The sequence below is a fragment of the Planctopirus limnophila DSM 3776 genome (assembly GCF_000092105.1).
In the GTDB taxonomy this organism is placed as follows: domain Bacteria; phylum Planctomycetota; class Planctomycetia; order Planctomycetales; family Planctomycetaceae; genus Planctopirus; species Planctopirus limnophila.
Window position 1 is genome coordinate 2,912,629 of sequence record NC_014148.1, and the last position, 18,123, is coordinate 2,930,751.

10 protein-coding genes are annotated in these 18,123 nt (G+C 53.0%); 5 read left to right on the forward strand and 5 right to left on the reverse strand.

The annotated features are described in order from the left end of the window. The first annotated feature begins 24 nt into the window (after window positions 1-24). Window positions 25-1,614, forward strand: coding sequence for a phosphoenolpyruvate carboxykinase (ATP) (gene pckA / locus PLIM_RS11640; protein ID WP_013110516.1), 1,590 nt, complete (start codon window positions 25-27; stop codon window positions 1,612-1,614). A 105-nt stretch (window positions 1,615-1,719) separates the two neighbouring features. Here the strand turns inward: pckA and PLIM_RS11645 are convergent, their stop codons facing one another. Then, the gene (locus tag PLIM_RS11645) at window positions 1,720-3,177 is read right to left on the reverse strand and encodes a cytochrome P450 (protein ID WP_013110517.1); all 1,458 of its coding nucleotides are present in this window, start codon (window positions 3,175-3,177) and stop codon (window positions 1,720-1,722) included. A 382-nt stretch (window positions 3,178-3,559) separates the two neighbouring features. On the opposite strand from PLIM_RS11645, the gene PLIM_RS11650 reads away from it, so the two are divergent. Together PLIM_RS11650 and pheT are read left to right on the forward strand one after the other, a co-directional pair. Then, window positions 3,560-5,026, forward strand: a complete 1,467-nt coding sequence (locus PLIM_RS11650; protein WP_013110518.1) for a dicarboxylate/amino acid:cation symporter — start codon at window positions 3,560-3,562, stop codon at window positions 5,024-5,026. Between the two features lie 133 nt (window positions 5,027-5,159). Continuing rightward, window positions 5,160-7,181, forward strand: a complete 2,022-nt coding sequence (gene pheT / locus PLIM_RS11655; protein ID WP_013110519.1) for a phenylalanine--tRNA ligase subunit beta — start codon at window positions 5,160-5,162, stop codon at window positions 7,179-7,181. Window positions 7,182-7,244: 63 nt separating this feature from the next. Here the strand turns inward: pheT and PLIM_RS11660 are convergent, their stop codons facing one another. From PLIM_RS11660 to PLIM_RS11680, 4 genes are all read right to left on the reverse strand, one after another. Further along, the gene (locus PLIM_RS11660) at window positions 7,245-8,057 is read right to left on the reverse strand and encodes a hypothetical protein (protein WP_013110520.1); all 813 of its coding nucleotides are present in this window, start codon (window positions 8,055-8,057) and stop codon (window positions 7,245-7,247) included. A gap of 313 nt (window positions 8,058-8,370) precedes the next feature. Next, window positions 8,371-9,192 (reverse strand): response regulator, encoded by an 822-nt coding sequence (locus tag PLIM_RS22865; RefSeq protein WP_013110521.1) that lies wholly within the window; start codon window positions 9,190-9,192, stop codon window positions 8,371-8,373. 380 nt (window positions 9,193-9,572) lie between these two features. Continuing rightward, the gene (locus tag PLIM_RS11675) at window positions 9,573-11,369 is read right to left on the reverse strand and encodes an adenylate/guanylate cyclase domain-containing protein (RefSeq protein ID WP_013110522.1); all 1,797 of its coding nucleotides are present in this window, start codon (window positions 11,367-11,369) and stop codon (window positions 9,573-9,575) included. 122 nt (window positions 11,370-11,491) lie between these two features. Further along, window positions 11,492-13,786, reverse strand: coding sequence for a serine/threonine protein kinase (locus PLIM_RS11680; RefSeq protein ID WP_013110523.1), 2,295 nt, complete (start codon window positions 13,784-13,786; stop codon window positions 11,492-11,494). 468 nt (window positions 13,787-14,254) lie between these two features. Between PLIM_RS11680 and gyrA the strand changes: the two genes are divergently transcribed. Then, window positions 14,255-17,071, forward strand: a complete 2,817-nt coding sequence (gene gyrA, locus PLIM_RS11685; RefSeq protein ID WP_013110524.1) for a DNA gyrase subunit A — start codon at window positions 14,255-14,257, stop codon at window positions 17,069-17,071. Window positions 17,072-17,134: 63 nt separating this feature from the next. After that, window positions 17,135-18,082, forward strand: coding sequence for an aspartate carbamoyltransferase catalytic subunit (locus PLIM_RS11690; RefSeq protein WP_013110525.1), 948 nt, complete (start codon window positions 17,135-17,137; stop codon window positions 18,080-18,082). The last annotated feature ends 41 nt before the right edge of the window (window positions 18,083-18,123 follow it).

The window sequence follows — 18,123 nt, forward strand, 5'->3', positions numbered from 1 at the left end:
TCATCGGCCTTTTCAGGATTCGATATGTCTTCGATGACCATTGAGAACATGGATCTTTCACACCATGGGATTACTGTCAAAACGGTGATCCGAAATGCCAGTCCGTCTCGCTTGTACGAAGAGGCAATACGCTTTGACCCGGGAACATCCATCAGCAGCACTGGCGCGCTGATGGCTTACTCCGGAGATAAAACCGGTCGGTCTCCGCAAGACAAGCGAATCGTCAAGCACCCGCAATCGGAAGCGGATGTCTGGTGGGGCCCGGTCAATTTTGCTCTGGAAGAGCGGGCCTATCTGATCAATCGAGAGCGAGCCATCGATTATCTGAACACCCAGTCGAGGCTTTATGTTGTCGATGCCTATGCGGGCTGGGATCCCCGGCAACGACTGAAAATTCGCGTCATCTGTTCGCGGCCGTACCATGCCTTGTTCATGCACACCATGCTCATTCGGCCGACTGACGAAGAGCTTGAGACCTTTGGTACTCCCGATTTCGTGATCTACAACTCCGGGCGATTCCCTGCCAATCGCTTCACCACCGGCATGACGAGTCGGACAAGCGTTGACCTGAGCCTCGAACGTGGCGAAATCGTCATTCTCGGTACGGAATACGCCGGTGAAATGAAAAAAGGCGTTTTCACAGTCATGAACTATCTGCTCCCCAGGCGGGGTGTGCTTTCCATGCATTGCTCAGCCACTGAAGACAAAAAGACGGGGAGTTCCTCTGTCCTCTTTGGTCTCTCTGGCACGGGAAAAACAACACTCTCAGCAGACCCCAAGCGTCTGCTGATTGGCGATGATGAACATGGCTGGGGCGACAAGGGAATTTTCAATATCGAGGGTGGGTGCTACGCGAAAGCCATTTACCTTTCAAAAGAGAGTGAACCCGAAATCTTTCAGGCCTTGCGCTTTGGGGCTGTGCTCGAAAACGTCGTTTACGACGATGCGCACCGGCATGTCGACTTCGACAATGCCAGCATCACTCAGAACACCCGCGGTGCTTACCCTCTCGAATACATTGAAGGGGCCAAGATCCCCGCGATGAGTGGGCATCCCGAGCACGTCATCTTCCTGACCTGTGATGCCTTCGGTGTGATGCCTCCTGTCAGCAAGCTGACCACAGAAGAGGCGATGTACCATTTTGTCAGTGGCTACACGGCCAAGGTGGCTGGTACGGAAATGGGCGTCAAAGAACCCCAGGCGACATTCTCGCCCTGCTTTGGCGGGCCTTTCCTCGTCTGGAAGCCTGCTCGTTATGCCGAACTTCTGGCTGATAAGATCCGCAAGCATTCCGTGAAGGTCTGGCTCGTCAACACAGGCTGGGCCGGTGGAGGCTATGGCGTCGGCAAAAGAATCAAGCTGGCCTACACTCGAAAAATCATTGATTCGATTCATGATGGCAGCTTGAACAATGCCCCCACTGCTGCAGATCCGTTCTTTGGGATCCAGGCTGTCACGCAGATTGAAGGACTGCCTGACGAACTGCTGACACCCCGGCGGATCTGGAACGATGAGGTGGCCTACGAAACCGCCGCCAGGAAGCTTAAGCAACTGTTCGATGAAAACTACCAGGCGATTTCCGAGGGGAGAGTCTCCTCATCGATGGAAGGTTGATCAATCAAAAAACTCCGGGAGCAATTGCTCCCGGAGTTTTTTTGCTACGGACAGTCAGCATTTCTGGAAAACTTCTGACAAGTCTGCTCGTCTTAAATATCAAGTCTACGCAGCCTGACTCTGGTTTGATGCATAGTCATTGAGATCGACCAGTTCACCAATGTTTCCACGCACGGGGACAGATTCAAACTTTCCGTCCTGTGCTTCAATAGTCATGGGGACTGGTGTAATCGGCCCGAGCATTGTCGAAATAACTTTCCCGCTGATTTCCGCATAGGGCTGAAGCTGGAATTTGAATCGCGACAAGAGCATGGGCATGACGGTTTTGAGTATCAGCATGCCGAGTGCGGCCCCGATACACATTCTTGGACCGGCACCAAAAGGAAGATAAGCGTAGGGACTCGGACTGATGGTCTTCCAGCGATCTGGCTGAAATGCGTAGGGATCGACATACAGATCACTTCGATGATGAGTCATAAACTGACTGAAAATGACTGTCTCACCCGTGCAGAGTTCCAGATTTCCGAGCTTCTGCTGGCAGGTCGAGAACCTTTGGGAATAGGCAGAAGCGGGCAGGCACCGCATGCTTTCTTTAATCACCCGCTCTGTCAGGTCGAGTCGATCAAGTGCTGCCCCAAGAGGAGCGGCACCTTCTAACGTTTCCAGTTCGCGATGAAGGTCTGTCATGACCCGAGGATGTTGCGAAAGCAGAAAAATCGTCCAGGCAAACGTGTGGGCTGTCGTTAAATGGGAAGCGGCAAACAACAAGGCTGTATGGCCAATCAACTGCTCATCGGTGATGGAGCCTTCGCCGTCATGAGCCGCCAGTAACATCGAGAGTGCATCATGGCTGGAGGTCTTTTTATGGCGACGGAGATCAATCATCGCCGCAATTTCGGCATCTAATTCGGCAGCAAAACCCAGGAGTTCATTGTAGCGCTCGGCTGTTTCCGGGCTGGAAATCATCGCTCCAATCCCGGCTTCATGATTCATACGAACCCACTGATCCGTCATACGACCAATCCGGTAGGCCATTTCCGGATTGTCGACACCAAACAGAATCGACGAAGTCACACGCAGCATGAACTCTGTCATTTCGTGATTGATATCAACCGTCTGACCGGGTTCCCATTTGGAAAGCAGTTCTTCTGTCAGATTAACAATCGTCGAGGCATAAAGCGGTACTGCCCGTTTACTGAATGCGTCCATGACCAGGCGGCGATTCCGACGATGCTCTTCGCCATTCATGCTCAGCAAGCCGCTCGAAAGTCGACGCTGAGGAGAGTTGCGGCCACCCCGCAAGGCAAAGAATCGGGAGTGGAAGTTGACGGGATCACTCAAGACCTGGTGATTCCCCTCGGCACAAAAGACAAAACTCAGCTTCTGCCCATCACCATGCAAAGTTGCATAATCGCCCTGCTCCCGGAACAGCCTCTGCATACAGGCAATCGGATCGGCAGGGAACTCCATGAGTGTTCCGGAGGCCAGACCATCCTTGTGAGAGTTGGCATGGGTCGGCACGAAATCCCCAACAACAGACCATTGTGAACGAACGTCAACCATGACGTAGATCTTCCCTGAATGACTGTTCAAGAATTTGTGTCCAGGAAACAAATACACGCGTCGATTTCGTGAAGTGTTTCTATGAGCGACAATTCTCACGGCAATGTCTTACTGACTTATGCTGCATCCTTACAAAGAGAACTCTTCGCCACCAGCCCAGATTCGCACTGGAATCAGTTTTTTGAAACTTTGTTTCCTGCCGCGAATTTACATCTCACATTCCTGAGTTTAGTTTGGCATTCATGACACCATTTTTTGATACGCTCCAAATGGTCGATGGTCATGGAGACTCCCCGAATCTCCGAAGGCGCGCTCAAGCCAAACTGAACATTTTTGTTAACGACGGCTCGAAATCCGTCCATACAGAATCGAAGGTGATTTCTTGACGTCTCCCGCAGAGTCCGTGAATGCTGCCAAACCGGAACACCACTCAGAAAGCGGATCCCATTGGCGGATTCTGATTGGGTTATTGGTCGGGATTGTGGCAGGATTGCTGCTCTACTACGCAACACTGGTTCTGGTTCCCGCTGCCGATCGAGCCGCCCCTAACCTGTTTCAATCGAGAGTGCTGTTCTGGAGCCAGGCGGCTGTCTATTGGGCCGAAGGTTTCGGGAAACTCTTTCTCCGCCTGATGTTCATGATTGTGCTCCCGCTGGTCTTCTCGGCCCTGACTCTCGCCGTTGTGGAAATTGGCGATCTGAAAAAGCTGGGTAGTATGGGGCTGAGGACACTCGGATTTACTGCCATTCTTTCGGTCTCAGCAGTGCTGATTGGCCTGACTCTGGTCAACACATTCCAACCTGGCAAAGCCATCAGCGAAGAGCAGAGAATCGCACTCTCTGAGAAGTACTCGACAGATGCTGAGAAGCGAGTGAAGCAATCTCAGCAGACCAAGCCCATCCGTGATGTCCTGATTGACCTGTTTCCAGAAAATCCACTTCAGGAAATGGTGGGGGCTGTGGATGGTTCGTCCAAAGGGGACGGCATGCTGGCCGTCATGGTGTTTGCACTCGTTTGTGGTATGGCCTTTACGACCAATCCCCAACAGGCAGCAGGATTTATCGGCTGGCTCGAAGGGCTTCAACTGGTCAGTTCGGTCGTCATCAATTTTGCCATGAAGCTGGCTCCTGTCGGTGCAGGATGCCTGGTCTTTGCGATCACCTCGACTTTAGGTTTCGACATCCTCCGAGTGCTGGCCAGTTTTGTGCTGACAGCACTCGCTGGTCTGGCTCTGCATCTTTTTGTGACATATTCGATTGTGCTGATTGTCTTTGCCCGCATGTCACCAGTGACGTTTTTTCGAGGCTCAGCAGAAGCTTTATTGACAGCTTTCGGAACATCTTCCTCCAGTGCCACTTTACCAACGGCCATGCGAGTCGCGACCGATGATCTGGGTTTTCCTCCGCGAGTGTCGAACTTCGTGCTGACCGTGGGGGCCACAGGAAACCAGAATGGAACCGCACTTTTTGAAGGGGTCGTCGTCTTGTTTCTGGCCCAGGTGATGGGTGTGGAACTCAGCCTGGCACAGCAGATTCAAGTCGTCATGATGTCGGTCCTTGCCGGAATTGGTACCGCGGGTGTTCCCGGCGGTTCGCTCCCTTTAATTGTGGTGGTCATGCAATCGGTCGGCATCCCGGGCTCGGCGATTGGCATTATCATGGGTGTCGATCGAATTCTCGATATGTCCCGCACGACAGTGAACGTTGCTGGCGACCTCGTCATCGCCGCCTGTGTGACAGAATCCGAACGAAAAATCGAGGCTCGGAATCTGCTCGCTTCTCAACGGCTGGAAAAGCCAGCGACAAGCGTTGCCACAACGAAGCCTGAAGACGAAGCGAGCCCCTCTTGATCCTGCAAGCTGGGCAGCCAGACGATCAAAAGTTAGACTCTACGGAAGTCTGCACACATTATGATGACTCGAACTGGCTGTGAGTCGATCGAGTTGTTCATCGAGTGATCGACATCTGCGAGAGGCGAATTGGATGCTGGTGAATCTGGATTGGCTCAAAGACTACGTGAATATCAGCCTTTCACCTGAAGAACTCGGGGATCGCCTGACACATGCCGGGCTTAACCTCGAGTTTATTGAGCAGCGTGATTCTCAGACGGTGATCGATCTGGAAGTCACCAGCAATCGGCCCGATTGCCTGGGACACCTCGGTGTGGCTCGTGAAATTGCGGCCATTACCAAGCAAGGGATGTGCCAGCCCGAAATCAAGCTGCAAGAATGTGCTGATAAAGCCGCCGACCACATTCAAATCTCGATCGAGGATCAACAGTTTTGCCCCGTCTACGTCGCCCGTGTGATTCGTGGCGTCAAAGTCGGGCCCAGTCCGGCATGGCTGGTTGATCGTTTGAAAAGTCTCGGGATCGCCACCATTAACAACGTGGTCGATGCCACAAACTATGTGATGTTCGAGTGTGCCCAGCCTTTGCATGCCTTCGATTTCCAGAAACTGGCTGGTTCACAAGTGACCGTCCGCAAGGCTCGCGACGGTGAAACGATTAAAGCCATCGATCAGCGCGAGTACCGGCTGACTTCCACAATGGGTGTGATTGCCGACCAGCGAGGCCCCGTTGCTGTGGCAGGGGTCATGGGTGGCTTTGAGAGCGAAATATCTCACGAAACGACGACAATCCTGCTGGAATCCGCCAGTTTCAACTCTTTGAGCGTGCGAAACACCTCTCGCTCTCTCGAACTTTTCAGCCCTTCGTCCTATCGATTTGAAAGAGCACTTGATCAGCATGGGGTTGCCTGGGCGAATGCTCGCTGCGCTTCGCTGATCCAGGAGCTGGCGGGTGGCGAAGTTCTTTCTGGAGAAGTCATTGCGGGTGAACTTGCCTCTGCATTTGGAAAGCCGATTGAGCTGAGATTCTCCCGTATTCCCGAAATTCTAGGGATCGAAGTTCCATCCACGGAAGTTTCGCAAATTCTGCAGCTTCTGGGTTGCCAGATCAGTTCCAGTACGCCCCAGACAATCACTGTGCTGGCGCCGTCGTTCCGCCGGGACTTAGTTCGGGAAATTGATCTGATTGAAGAAGTGGCCCGGATTTACGGGTACGAAAACATCCCCGAAAATGTGCCTGTGCCCCTCTGCTCCAGCCGTAAAACGACAGCAGATCGAGTGGCAGAGAAGGTTCGTCGCACATTGGTGGGATCTGGTTTTTTCGAGGCCATGACAGTAGCCTTCACCAGCGAATCTCAGCAGAACTGGTTTGCTCCCCGGAGTGTGACAACCTCATTAATGGTCGATCACTCGCGGCGGCGCAACGAGAATTTATTGCGGCAAAGTCTCGTCCCCTCGCTCCTCAACGTCCGGCGGGAGAATATCCGCCGTGGAAATCATGACGCGCATCTCTTCGAAATTGCCCGTGTCTATCTGGGAAGCGAAATCACTGCGGATTGTGCTCAGCAACCCGCAGTTTTAGGCTGTGTCAGTGGTCTGCCATTTCTGGATCTCAAGGGGATTCTGGCAGCAGTCGCTATGGCCTGCCGATCAGATATTCGCCTGGAGACAACCGAATCCTCACTTGAGTCATTTGCCCCTTATCGAGGTGCTGAACTGTGGCTGAATGGTAAGCGATGGGGCTGGTGCGGAGAGCTGCATCCGGAGATTGTCCAGCACGCAGGCATGAAAGATCAGGTGACTGTTGCAGAAGTCGATATGGGACTTTTGGAGGCACTGTTTCAGGCAGCTCCGCAGTTCCGTGCGATTCCGCAGTATCAGTCCATGATTCGCGATCTGAATTTTTCACTGGCTGAAGAAGTCCAATGGATTGATCTTGAAAAGACCATCCAGCTGGCAGCTGGGCCACTGTTGGAAGCCGTCCGCTTCAGCGGTCAATACCGTGGTAAACAACTGGGAGAAGGACAAAAGTCCTATCTGGCAACACTGGTCTATCGCTCTTTTGAACGGACATTAACCAGTGAAGAGGTCGATGAAATCCAGAAGAACGTGATGAATTCCTGTCTGGAGCACCACGGTGCTGTAGTTCGCTCTTAAACAGGATTTTCGCCTGACGAGAGGCCACGATTTCCAATTGAAATCGTGGCCTTTTCCATCGATCTAAAATGCGTTTGACTGGGGAGCTGCGGGTTTACCGCCAGCACGTGGCTTTTCACCAGTCAGGGCCATCGTTTCCAGCATGAGCGGTATGCCTTTGCCCAGGAAGATATTGGCATCCGAATCCGCAGGTGTCGCCACAATCACAGCCACCTGAACGTCCTGCTGCTGAATCAGGTAGACATCAAACAGGTACTGAACACCATCAATTGGCTGGCTGGGCCTGAGGTTGATGACAGTAAAGTTCTTCTCGGGCTGATAGCCCTGCACCTTCGGATACTTTTCCTGAAGGGCACGTCTTTGATCTTCTGGAATCGATAATGACTGCCAGAATCGATCCAGAAAACTCTGCGAAAATTCAGGGGCCTTCGCAATCTGATTGGCCTGTGAAAACATCGAGTAATTGCTGATCACATAGATGTAGGCTTTGCGCTCTGCAGCAGCCCCATTCACGGTGGCATTCACTTTTGTCTGCCAGGCACCGATCAATCCTGGAAACTCAAAGTTCATGTAATCCGGTTGTCGATGATCAATCACGACGGGTGCGGGTTTGCCCTCTTCAGCCTTAGGGACTTGTGGCTTTGGCATGAGTTGAAACTGTTTGGGAACCCTGAGCTCAATGCCGGAATCACGCCAGAGAGGCCCGAGGTTCTGATCGAGAATTTCCAGGTAACGGAAATACTTGGCGGTTTCTTCGACTCGATTTTCATATGCGGCCGCACCACAGCCCGAAATGGTGAGAAACAAAGCTCCCAGGTATCCCAGAAGCCGGAAATGGCAACGGCTGATTGAGACAGGCTGATCCGACAAATTCATGCTCGTTCCCACGATCTGAACCATAATTCAAAATGTCATCTTGGGTGATCCGTCCGTTTCGAAAGATCACACAAAGTTACTGTCGCTCTGCAATTCCACTCTGACCAGCAGAAATGCCTGAAGACCATAAAGTATCGTATGCGAAAGCCAGCCTGCGATGGTAATGAAATTCATCGGGGAAAGGGAGCTGAGCGATGCAGCGTGGCTGTTTAAGCCGATCGAAGAACGTGCATGATCGCGCATAAGCGACAGGACACGATGGTGCCCGGCCAGTCTACACGATCATCCCGCGTGGGATTCAGGGGTGACTGTGTCATTCCCAGTTATCGATCAGATCGCGAAGCAGCGTCTCTCGGTTCTGGTCTTCAGCAGCCGGCTTTGCAGAAGCGGCAACAGCACCCGAATGTTCACCAGTTCGAGCCGGTGCTCCCATCTCTGTGTGAGCAGTGACGAGAGCCGAGGCCCCGCTGGTGACCTCAGGTCGTGAAGCCTGAGATTCAGACATTCGAGCTGTGACACCGAAGGCCTCGCGATGACTGGGAGGGGGAACTGTTCGCGAATTGACCGCTGTCTGCGTCGCCATAGGAGTAGTTGCTGAGAGCGGCGAAACCGGAATGTTTGCAGCCTGAGCGACCGGTGTGATTGGCCTCTGGGCAGCGAAGCCAGTGGCCGGTGAGGCTGTTGTCGCGCGGGAAACACCAAGAGCGGCCGCCGCTTGAGCTTCGACTCTCTGCATGACCATTTTTCGCCGCGGATCGAGCCTGGCCAGCTTGTTGAAAAGATCTTCCTTTGAAAAGCTGGTTTTGACGATGTAATCCTGCGCCCCGGCCTGGATCGCTGCCATCACCGTGTCGCGCGTACTATCCGAAGTCAGCATGACCAGTGAGACATGGGACAGGCTGGGGTGCCCTCGGAAATGCTTGAGAGTCTTGATTCCATCCCAACCGGGCATCTGGACATCGATCAGGACGATATCAGGTGGATGTTCGGCAGCCTTGTAGAAACCTTCGGCTCCATCAGCTGCCACAGCCACGAAATACTCTTTGCGAAGTAAAGTCGTAATCAGACTGCGAAACAAAGGATCGTCATCGATCACCAGAACGCGCGGGCGGTCGTTCGATGGGAGCTCATTCATCGAAAGCAATGCACCCAAAAAATGATGGAATGGGGAAGTTCAACTCGATTCGAATGGCTATCAGTCTGGAGTATCACCCATGATGACAGACACTCGGCACGACAGGATCAGGAAGTGCTTGTGTAATCCTACAACACGAACGGCCAGCGTCCGGCCTTGAGTTGACTTTTTTCCACAAATCCCGGGATGTCTTCGCGGTGCAACATCGCCAGTTGACGATCTGTATCGATTCTGCTGGCTAGTCCAGTGGTCCCCAGTATAGCTGGCTCAAAACAAAATTCAGGTTCATGACAAATCACCAAAAAGTCGAGCCCGGCCTCAATGGCACATCTGCTGAGCGAGCGTGCAGACAACAATCGACGACAACGTCTTTTAACTCATCACTTTCCGGGGAACCGAATAGTTCCATCCCAATCTTTGGGAGGTTGACGATTATTCATCGCGATCTGATGAATCAGAAAATCCTGTGCCCGGTCACTGCTGGGCATGGAATGCAGGCACCGGTACGCTTCCTCCCAATCCCCTGCGATAAACTTTTCGACGCCGAGTTCGTAAGTCTGAATCTGGCTATCAGAAAGGAGTGGATAATCCTTTTCTCCGGGTAAAAGCTCGTGGACGACCACAGGTCGATCCATGCCATATGGCAATACGCGGGCCAGCTTGCGCAGCCGCCCGATTTCCGGAGGTAATCGTTGTCTGATCAGTTGTGCTGTCGGATCGTCGAGCAAAATCGGAACTCTGAGCTGTTTCGTCAGCCCTTCGAGCCGGCTGGCCAGATTGACCACAGGCCCGAAAACGGTCACTTTCACCTGTTCGAGGGTCCCGATTTTTCCTGCCACGGCCCGCCCATGAGCCAGGCCAATTCCCATGGCAAAATCTGAGAGCGGGTGGTCTTTTCGGCCCCGTTTACTGTCAAATTCGCAGCGAATGGCCAGGGCGGCCCGGCAGGCATTCACAGCCAGATCGGTCGAAGGGAATGGCCATCCCCAAAATCCTAAGGTGGCATCTCCCTGAAAATCACCCGTCACTCCGCCATGCGAAAGAATCTGCTGCGTCATCACTCCTAAAGCCCGACTGACACGATCAAGTAACCCGAGAAGATCATCACTGGCACCTTCCGCTTTTTGCGAAAAGCCCCTTAAATCACAAAACATCACCGTGACATCACATTCGCACGGTTCAAGGAGCGCAGTATCAAGATCATCGCCCAGTGCTGCCAGAATCGGAGGAGCAAAAAACTGTCTCAGTCCAGATCGCTGTCTCTCCCAGCGCCTCGATTTCAGAACTGCACCAATGATTTGTGAGACAAGTTCTGTGAACTTGACGTCGGCATCGAGATGAGTGCGATCCAGATCGAATGCCGTTTCATTGACTGGTAGATTTCGCTGGCCTGCCAGATAAAACCCAGTCCTCTGCAGTGAAAGCCCTTCGACAGGAGTACAACTTGCCCAATCGAAATCCACAGTGAAAGTATGATCCAGTTGAGTCGTCTGCTGGGGATCCCAGACCTGGAGCACGCTGTGGGGCTGGCTCGAAGCCAGAGCCTCCTGCACCAGACGACGGCTGGGTCGAAACTCGCCAGCCGTTTCACGACGACGATCCCAGTGCAATAAACGCACCGTATCATCTCTTGTCAGCTCAACAATCCCTGCCGCTTCAGCATTGACGATCCCTCGCAACAGCAGTTTGCACAGCCTGACAAAAAGTTCGGCTTCTGTCCGTGCACCAGCAATGACTTCAGGCAAATGCGTCAATACTTCAATTCGATTTTCCGCATCCGGGTAACGAACTTTCTTCAGTGCTTGTGAACTGAAGTTGACCTGCGAGACAGCTGGCTCTGCGGCTGAGGGTGTGAGGCCTTGAACCGCCTCGTTCTCCTGCAGTGCGACAACCTGCAGGACCGTACTGCCTACGACCACACATTGGCCGATCTCGACCCGGCAGACATCGATCTCCTTGCCTTGAAAAAAAACAGGATTGGTGGCTTCCATGAGCCGACGGACAACGACATGATCACTCTGCAGTTGGAGTGTGGCCTGCTTCCGAGAAACGTAACGATCATGCGGGATGGATATGTCACATTCCGGAGCCCGCCCAACAATCAGCGGCCTGTTCGCTGGCAAAGAAAATCGCCCCCACAGGTGCCCCTCAGCATTCGTTGCGATGACTTCGTACATCCCTGCCCTCAAATCTTACCCAGCCTCAAGCCCAATCCAGCATCAATTAACCACCCTCGCCTGCACCAACTCCAGACAACAATTCGTGGATAGGCCGCGATGAGTTTCAAAGGGATCTGTCTTCATCCTGAGACAGGCCCGGATGATTTCGCATCTTTTGAACTTTCAGACGTTAAAGAGTTCGATGAGTGGAAACTCAGTCCAGACAACCCGAACTTTGATAATCGGCGGCGTTTGGCCGGTCTTTCGGATAGCGCCATGATGAGAGTCAACCAGGTGGTCACGACGATTCCGAAAACCAGCACCACTCCCCAGTAAGCCAGTTGAAACAATCGCGTACGCATTTCCTCAACAGGAGCATTCACATCGGTTTTTCGTTCCTGAACAACGGCGATCCAGTTCGTGCTGGCGACGGGACTGAAGGCTGCCAGCCAGTCACCGCCATACTGCTCGGGATCAAACTGAGAAACAGGATCGACATAATCCTGTGTTCGATCAAACTGAGCTGCTTCAATCGAGCCGGGATTAAGTTTGAGTAATGATTGAAGCCGATTTCTCGCATCCGGATCGAGCGAGAGCGATAAAAACTGCTGGAGTGTCAGTTTCGACAGATGCTCATCATCCATCCACGGGTGAGCCAGCAATTTCCATTCGCGATGATCGACCAGTGCAATCACTCGACTGACACCATTGGCGTACTGATCCCGCAAGAGATCATCGTATTCAACGAGTAACTCTCCCAGATAAATCGAGCGGGCGAGCACGCCAATCACTTGATCGGGCTTGTCATAATCGAAGATCGGCACTGAGAGTGCGACTTTGTACCGGCCAGTCGTAGCACTGGTGTAGACCATCGAAAGATGGGGTTTCGAGATTGGCTGAAGATCATCCGGTAGTTGCCCGGGAGAAAACTCTTCGCCCAGACCGTGAAAATAATCTCGATGAGCGAAGTTTTCATCGAGGCTGACGTCGCTGGCCGGTTCCCTCCAGATCTGAACTCCTGTGGTATTCTGCAGAAACCAGCTATCGTCCAACTGGCGCCCTTCCGCCCGATGACGATCATCAACTTCCATTTTCAGTGATGTCATTAATTCATTGAGCTCACCTCTCTCAGCGGGTGGCATATCAGCCAGCATCGCCACTGTTCTTTGGACCCGTGGATACTGGGCAATTCGCAGCAGTTCATCAAAACGATCCAGGATCTCCCGTTCGATCGAACGGGAGAGCAAATTCGCGGAAACCACATCACTTTCCAGTGCCCGATCGGTCAGTCTCACACGGGCTGTGGTGACAGAGACCCGAATGGCCTCAACTGCCAAAGGTGCCATGCACAGCAAGAGAATGACTGGCAGCAAAATCCCTAATAGAAATAAAGGTCGTCGAGAGCGTTGCGTCTCTCGGATCTGGAGTTGATCAAGGAATGCCTGAGCGTTTGGAAATCGACGTGCGGGATCAATGGCCAGAGATCGATCGATGATGTCGGCCAATTGGCGATCAACACCCGGAACTGTCCGATGTCGATTGGGTGCTGGATGTTCCCTTACAAATTGCCGGTATGCTGCCAGCCGTCCCTCAAGTGACGTTTGTTGCTTGAGCAAGCTCTCAAATTCGTCTGACCGATAAGGGGGCTCACCAACCAGCATGTGATAAAACATCGCACCCAGGGCGTAGACATCCCAACGTGCATCAGGAATGGCCTTGAGATCTGCCTGCTCGGGAGCCATGTAGAAGAGTGTCCCCAGGGCATGGCTTTGTTCTTCGACCAGTCGCGATTGTCCAAAATCGCAAAGTCTTGGTTCGAGATCCTGATCGAGCAGAATATTGGCGGGCTTCAGATCGCAATGCAGAATTCCACTGCCGTGAGCATGCACGAGCCCCCTGGCAATCTGCTTCGCCATGTGAACGGCTTCTGCCGGACGGAGTGGCCCCTCTTCCAGCAACATGGCCAATGAGCCGTTTGGCAAATACTCCATCACATAGTAAGGCGGATCATAATCCCACCCGACTTCCAGCAATCCGACAATCTGCCGGGAGGTGTAGAGAACCGCCAGCTTTTCCACTTCCCGCGAGAGAAGTGCCCAATCGATGTTTCGGCGATTGGTGTAGAACTTGATGGCGACTTGCTTGCCTGTATTGGTCTCTCTGGCCAGCCAGACCGAGCCGAACTTCCCTTCTCCGAGCTTTTCGAGAATCCGAAAACCCGGTACTGCAGCAGGAGCGATCAACGCCTGAGCATCGATGAGTTGTTCACTCAACCAGCAGCTTTTCTGAAGCAGTTCTGAATTCTGTACAAGAGTCTCACCCAACTCCTCCTCGTTAACAGGTAGCGCGGAAGTTTTGCTCAAGTGATTCTCGTCAGACGGTGCGGTCGTCGAATCTGATCGAGGCGCTGAAGTTCCTTCTGATTGATTCGACATGTGATTCCATCCACAAGAAATCTCAATGACTGATCAGATTGACCGAACACCAATTGAGCGCTCAGGAATTTGTTGGTTCCCACTCAAGACTCGTTCTTCAAGCACTGATTGAAGTCCACGTTTCTGCCATCAGGATGAATGCCTGAAATCACGTCTCTTCAGCCTGACATTCTGGCTTTCTAAAGAAAAGCCTCAGCGATGGCTTTGGTGAATCTGCCCCAGCCATCAGGCTCTCATTTTCTCTCCGCAGCAGGTCAATGGAACATTCGCTTTTTGAGCTGCTGAGTTAATTGTGACGAAAGTCCCGACATGGTATCCTTTTAGGTTCATTGAAGCAGTGTATTCAACTCTTCTGCAGGATTCCATAACCAAATATCCTGCATGGGGTTACGACGACACTGAAAGCGCCGGACAGAGTTCGGCATCACTGTGCTCATTTCAGGAGTGTTTGCATTGTCAAACGGGGACGTGCCGTCGGCCAGTTTTACGCCGCAACCGGATCGAATTCTCCCAGTGGCTATCGAGGGAGAAATGCGAACCAGCTATGTCACTTACGCGATGAGCGTGATCATTAGCCGGGCACTTCCTGATGCGCGTGATGGACTCAAGCCCTCTCAGCGCCGCATTCTTGTGGCCATGAACGATTTGAATCTGGGGCCAAACTCCGGGCGAGTCAAATGCGCAAAAATCTGTGGTGATACGAGCGGCAACTATCACCCCCACGGCGATGGCTCCATCTACCCGACACTGGTTCGTCTGGCACAGAACTGGAACATGCGGGAAACGCTGATCGATAAGCAGGGGAACTTTGGTTCGCTGGCTGGTCTGCCACCTGCCGCCATGCGATACACTGAAGCCAGGCTCTCAGCTGTGGCCTCCGAGATGCTGGACGACCTGAAGCGAGACACCGTGGACTATGTGCTGACATACGATCAGCGCAACCGCGAACCAGTGGTGCTTCCTTCGAGATTTCCGAACCTGCTGGTGAATGGTTCCAGCGGTATTGCAGTGGGTATGGCCACGAGCATTCCACCACATAATCTGGCTGAGGTTTCTCAGGCCGTCATTCGCCTGCTCGAAGACCCTGAGACTTCCATTGATGAACTGATGGAAGTTCTCCCTGGCCCGGATTTCCCCACAGGAGGGATCATCTGTGGCAGGTACGGCATTCGTCAGGGATATCTGACAGGCCGCAGCACGTTGACACTCCGGGCAAAAACCCGCTTTCTCACAGAGAAAAACACCGACATTATTGAAGTGACCGAGATCCCTTATCTCGAAACCCGCGACCGTATTCGAGAGAAACTCGAACAACTCGTGCGCGACGACAAAATCAAAGGGATTTCCCGCATTGTCGATCTGACAGACCGCACCACACCGGCGTGGCAGGTTTGCCTGCATATTGTGCTCAAGCGGGATGCTGACAAAGAAGTGATTCTCAATCAGCTCTTCCAGTATTCACCGCTGCAATCGACTTTCAGCGTGATTCTCCTGGCCTTGTCGGGAAATCGTCCCAAGACGATGAACATCAAGGAACTCATTGGAGAATTCATCCGGCATCGAATCACTGTCATTCGCCGCAAAACCGAATTTCAACTGGCAGAAGCCCGCAAGCGTAAGCACACCATCGAAGGCTTGCTCATTGCCCAGTTGAACATCGACGAAGTCATCCAGACGATTCGATCTTCAGGCTCCCGGGCTGAAGCGAAAGAACGATTGCAAGCGATACTTGTTCCATCCGCCATGGTCGCCCGTGCTCTGGGCGATGCCGGTTTTATGGAATTCCAGTCTGAACAGGGAGTGCGTGAAACCTATTCACTCTCCGCCAACCAGACGGAAGCCATTGTGTCGATGCAGCTGGGCTCGCTCGCCAATCTGGAGCAGGAGAAGCTGCGCGGTGAACACCAAAGGCTGATCGAAGACATTTTCGGCTATCTCCATCTGCTGAGTGATGAAGCTCATATTCGAGCTGTCATTCGTGAGGAAATGCAGAAACTTGGCGACAAGTACGGCAACGCCCGCCGGACAGAGATCTCTGAAGATGAACTCAGCGACGTCGATAAGGAAGATCTCATCCCGGAAGAGATGATGGTCGTCACGTTGTCCCAGCGCGGGTACATCAAACGTCTGCCAATTCACACTTACCAGGCGCAGAATCGCGGTGGACGCGGAATCATGGGCGCGAAAGCCGATGATGAAGACGCCATCCAGGATCTTTTCATTTCCAGCACCCACGACTGGCTGCTGTTCTTTACGGATAAAGGACGCGTATTCTGGCAGAAAGTCTACGATCTGCCCCTGCAGAGCCGCACAAGTAAAGGCCGCGCTCTGGTCAACCTGCTTTCGCTTCAGGAAGGTGAGCAGGTCGCCACATGTGTCAATACGCGCACGTTTGAAGAAAATCGTTATCTCGTCATGGCTACCCGGGCAGGGATTGTCAAAAAGACCTCGCTGGATGCTTACAAACGTCCCACCAAGGGGGGGATCATTGCCATCAACCTGAAGGATGGGGATGCACTGATCGAGGCCCGCATTCTATCGGCTCAGGAAGATATTCTTCTGTCCACAGCCAACGGGATGGCCATCCGGTTTTCTCAGGCAGATGCCCGGGCCATGGGTCGCAACACGAGTGGCGTTCGCGGTATCAAACTCCGAAAAGACGACGAAGTAATCGGGATGGTTGTCGCTGACCCGGCGATGACTCTCCTGACGATGTGCGAAAAAGGCTACGGAAAGAGAACTCCGTTCGGCTTCATCGAATCAGCTCCCGTCGTCGAAGACGTGATCCCCGGAGAAGATGGCGTTGTGGCCGACGAAGAGATCGCCGAAGCCTTGCCCGAAGAGACCGATACTGAAGAGGCAGCTGGCGAAGAGGGCGACGAATCAAGCTCTTCATCCCGTTCCTACAGGCGTCAACGACGTGGCGGTCTGGGTGTCCGGGATATTCGAGTCATCCCACGCAATGGGAAAGTGGTCAAGATTCTGGCAGTCCAGGAGGGTGACCACGTGCTGATCGTGACAGCGGGCGGCAAGATTCAACGTGTGCGAGCAGCGGAAATCAGCGAAATCGGTCGTAACACACAGGGAGTGCGAGTTATTAAGCTGACTGAAGGCGATCGCGTCGCGTCGATGGCACGCATTCCCGCCGATCTCTGCCAGGAAACAATCGAGGAGAAGCTTGATATCGAGCCGAAAGCACAGGTCGAAGACATACCCGCAGATCAGGCCAACCCTCCCGAAACGTCTACTCTCGGAGATGAACAAACAACTGATTCCGGCGAATAGTCTCTAGCGGTTGGGGCTGCGTTCTGCTTCGAGTTTCCAGTCATTCAGGATAGTTGAAACCTCATGAAAGCAACTTGGTCGCGGCGTCATGTGCTGGGGCTGGAAGATCTTTCCGCAGCCGAGATTACCACCATTCTCGATGAAGCGGCCCGTTTTAAAGAGATGGCCCGTCATGGAGAAGCACGGCATTCCCTGCTGAAAGGAGTGACGATCTGTAACCTCTTTTTTGAGCCATCCACACGCACGAAAACAAGTTTCAACCTGGCAGCGCGTCGGCTCGGTGCCGATACCGTAGACTTTACCGCAGCAGCGAGCAGTCTCTCGAAGGGCGAAACCTTCATTGACACGGCTCGAAACATCGAGGCCATGGGTGTTGACCACATGGTGGTTCGCCACAGCACTTCAGGCACACCATTTTTGCTGACCAAACATCTTGGTACTGGTGTGGTCAATGCCGGTGATGGCACTCACGAACACCCGACACAAGGTCTGCTGGATCTATTCACAATTCGTGAACAGCGGGGCCGTATCGAAGGTTTAACGGTCGCACTGGTGGGAGATATCCTGCACAGTCGAGTGGCCCGATCGAACATCTGGGGGCTGAAAAAACTCGGTGCTAAAGTCATCGTTTGCGGCCCAGCCACCTTGATCCCGGCTGAAATTCGGCAACTCGGAGTCGAAGTAAGTTATCGGCTCGATGAGATTCTGGAACAGACGGACGTAATCAATCTGTTACGAATTCAATTCGAAAGACAGCGTGGCGCGTTTTTTCCTTCGATTTATGAATATGCCCAGTTCTATGGGATGACATCTGAGCGAATTGCCCGCGCGAAGAGTGATGTTCTCATACTCGCACCTGGCCCCATCAACCGTGGCGTCGAACTGACGCCTGATGTAGCCGATGGCCCGCACAGCGTGATTCTCGATCAGGTGACAAATGGTCTGTTTGTGCGCATGGCCACTTTGTATCTGATGCAACTTGCGAGAGAACAAGCCCTGACTTCTACATAAGTCGAAAAAAGCAAGGTGGCATCGAGAAATGAGCCACGCTG

Coding starts and splice junctions, on each gene's coding strand:
- pckA (WP_013110516.1), top strand. CDS start 25: ATGTCTTCGATGACCATTGAGAACATGGATCTTTCACACCATGGGATT.
- PLIM_RS11645 (WP_013110517.1), bottom strand. CDS start 3,177: ATGGTTGACGTTCGTTCACAATGGTCTGTTGTTGGGGATTTCGTGCCG.
- pheT (WP_013110519.1), top strand. CDS start 5,160: ATGCTGGTGAATCTGGATTGGCTCAAAGACTACGTGAATATCAGCCTT.
- PLIM_RS11660 (WP_013110520.1), bottom strand. CDS start 8,057: ATGAATTTGTCGGATCAGCCTGTCTCAATCAGCCGTTGCCATTTCCGG.
- PLIM_RS22865 (WP_013110521.1), bottom strand. CDS start 9,192: ATGAATGAGCTCCCATCGAACGACCGCCCGCGCGTTCTGGTGATCGAT.
- PLIM_RS11675 (WP_013110522.1), bottom strand. CDS start 11,369: ATGTACGAAGTCATCGCAACGAATGCTGAGGGGCACCTGTGGGGGCGA.
- PLIM_RS11680 (WP_013110523.1), bottom strand. CDS start 13,786: ATGTCGAATCAATCAGAAGGAACTTCAGCGCCTCGATCAGATTCGACG.
- PLIM_RS11690 (WP_013110525.1), top strand. CDS start 17,135: ATGAAAGCAACTTGGTCGCGGCGTCATGTGCTGGGGCTGGAAGATCTT.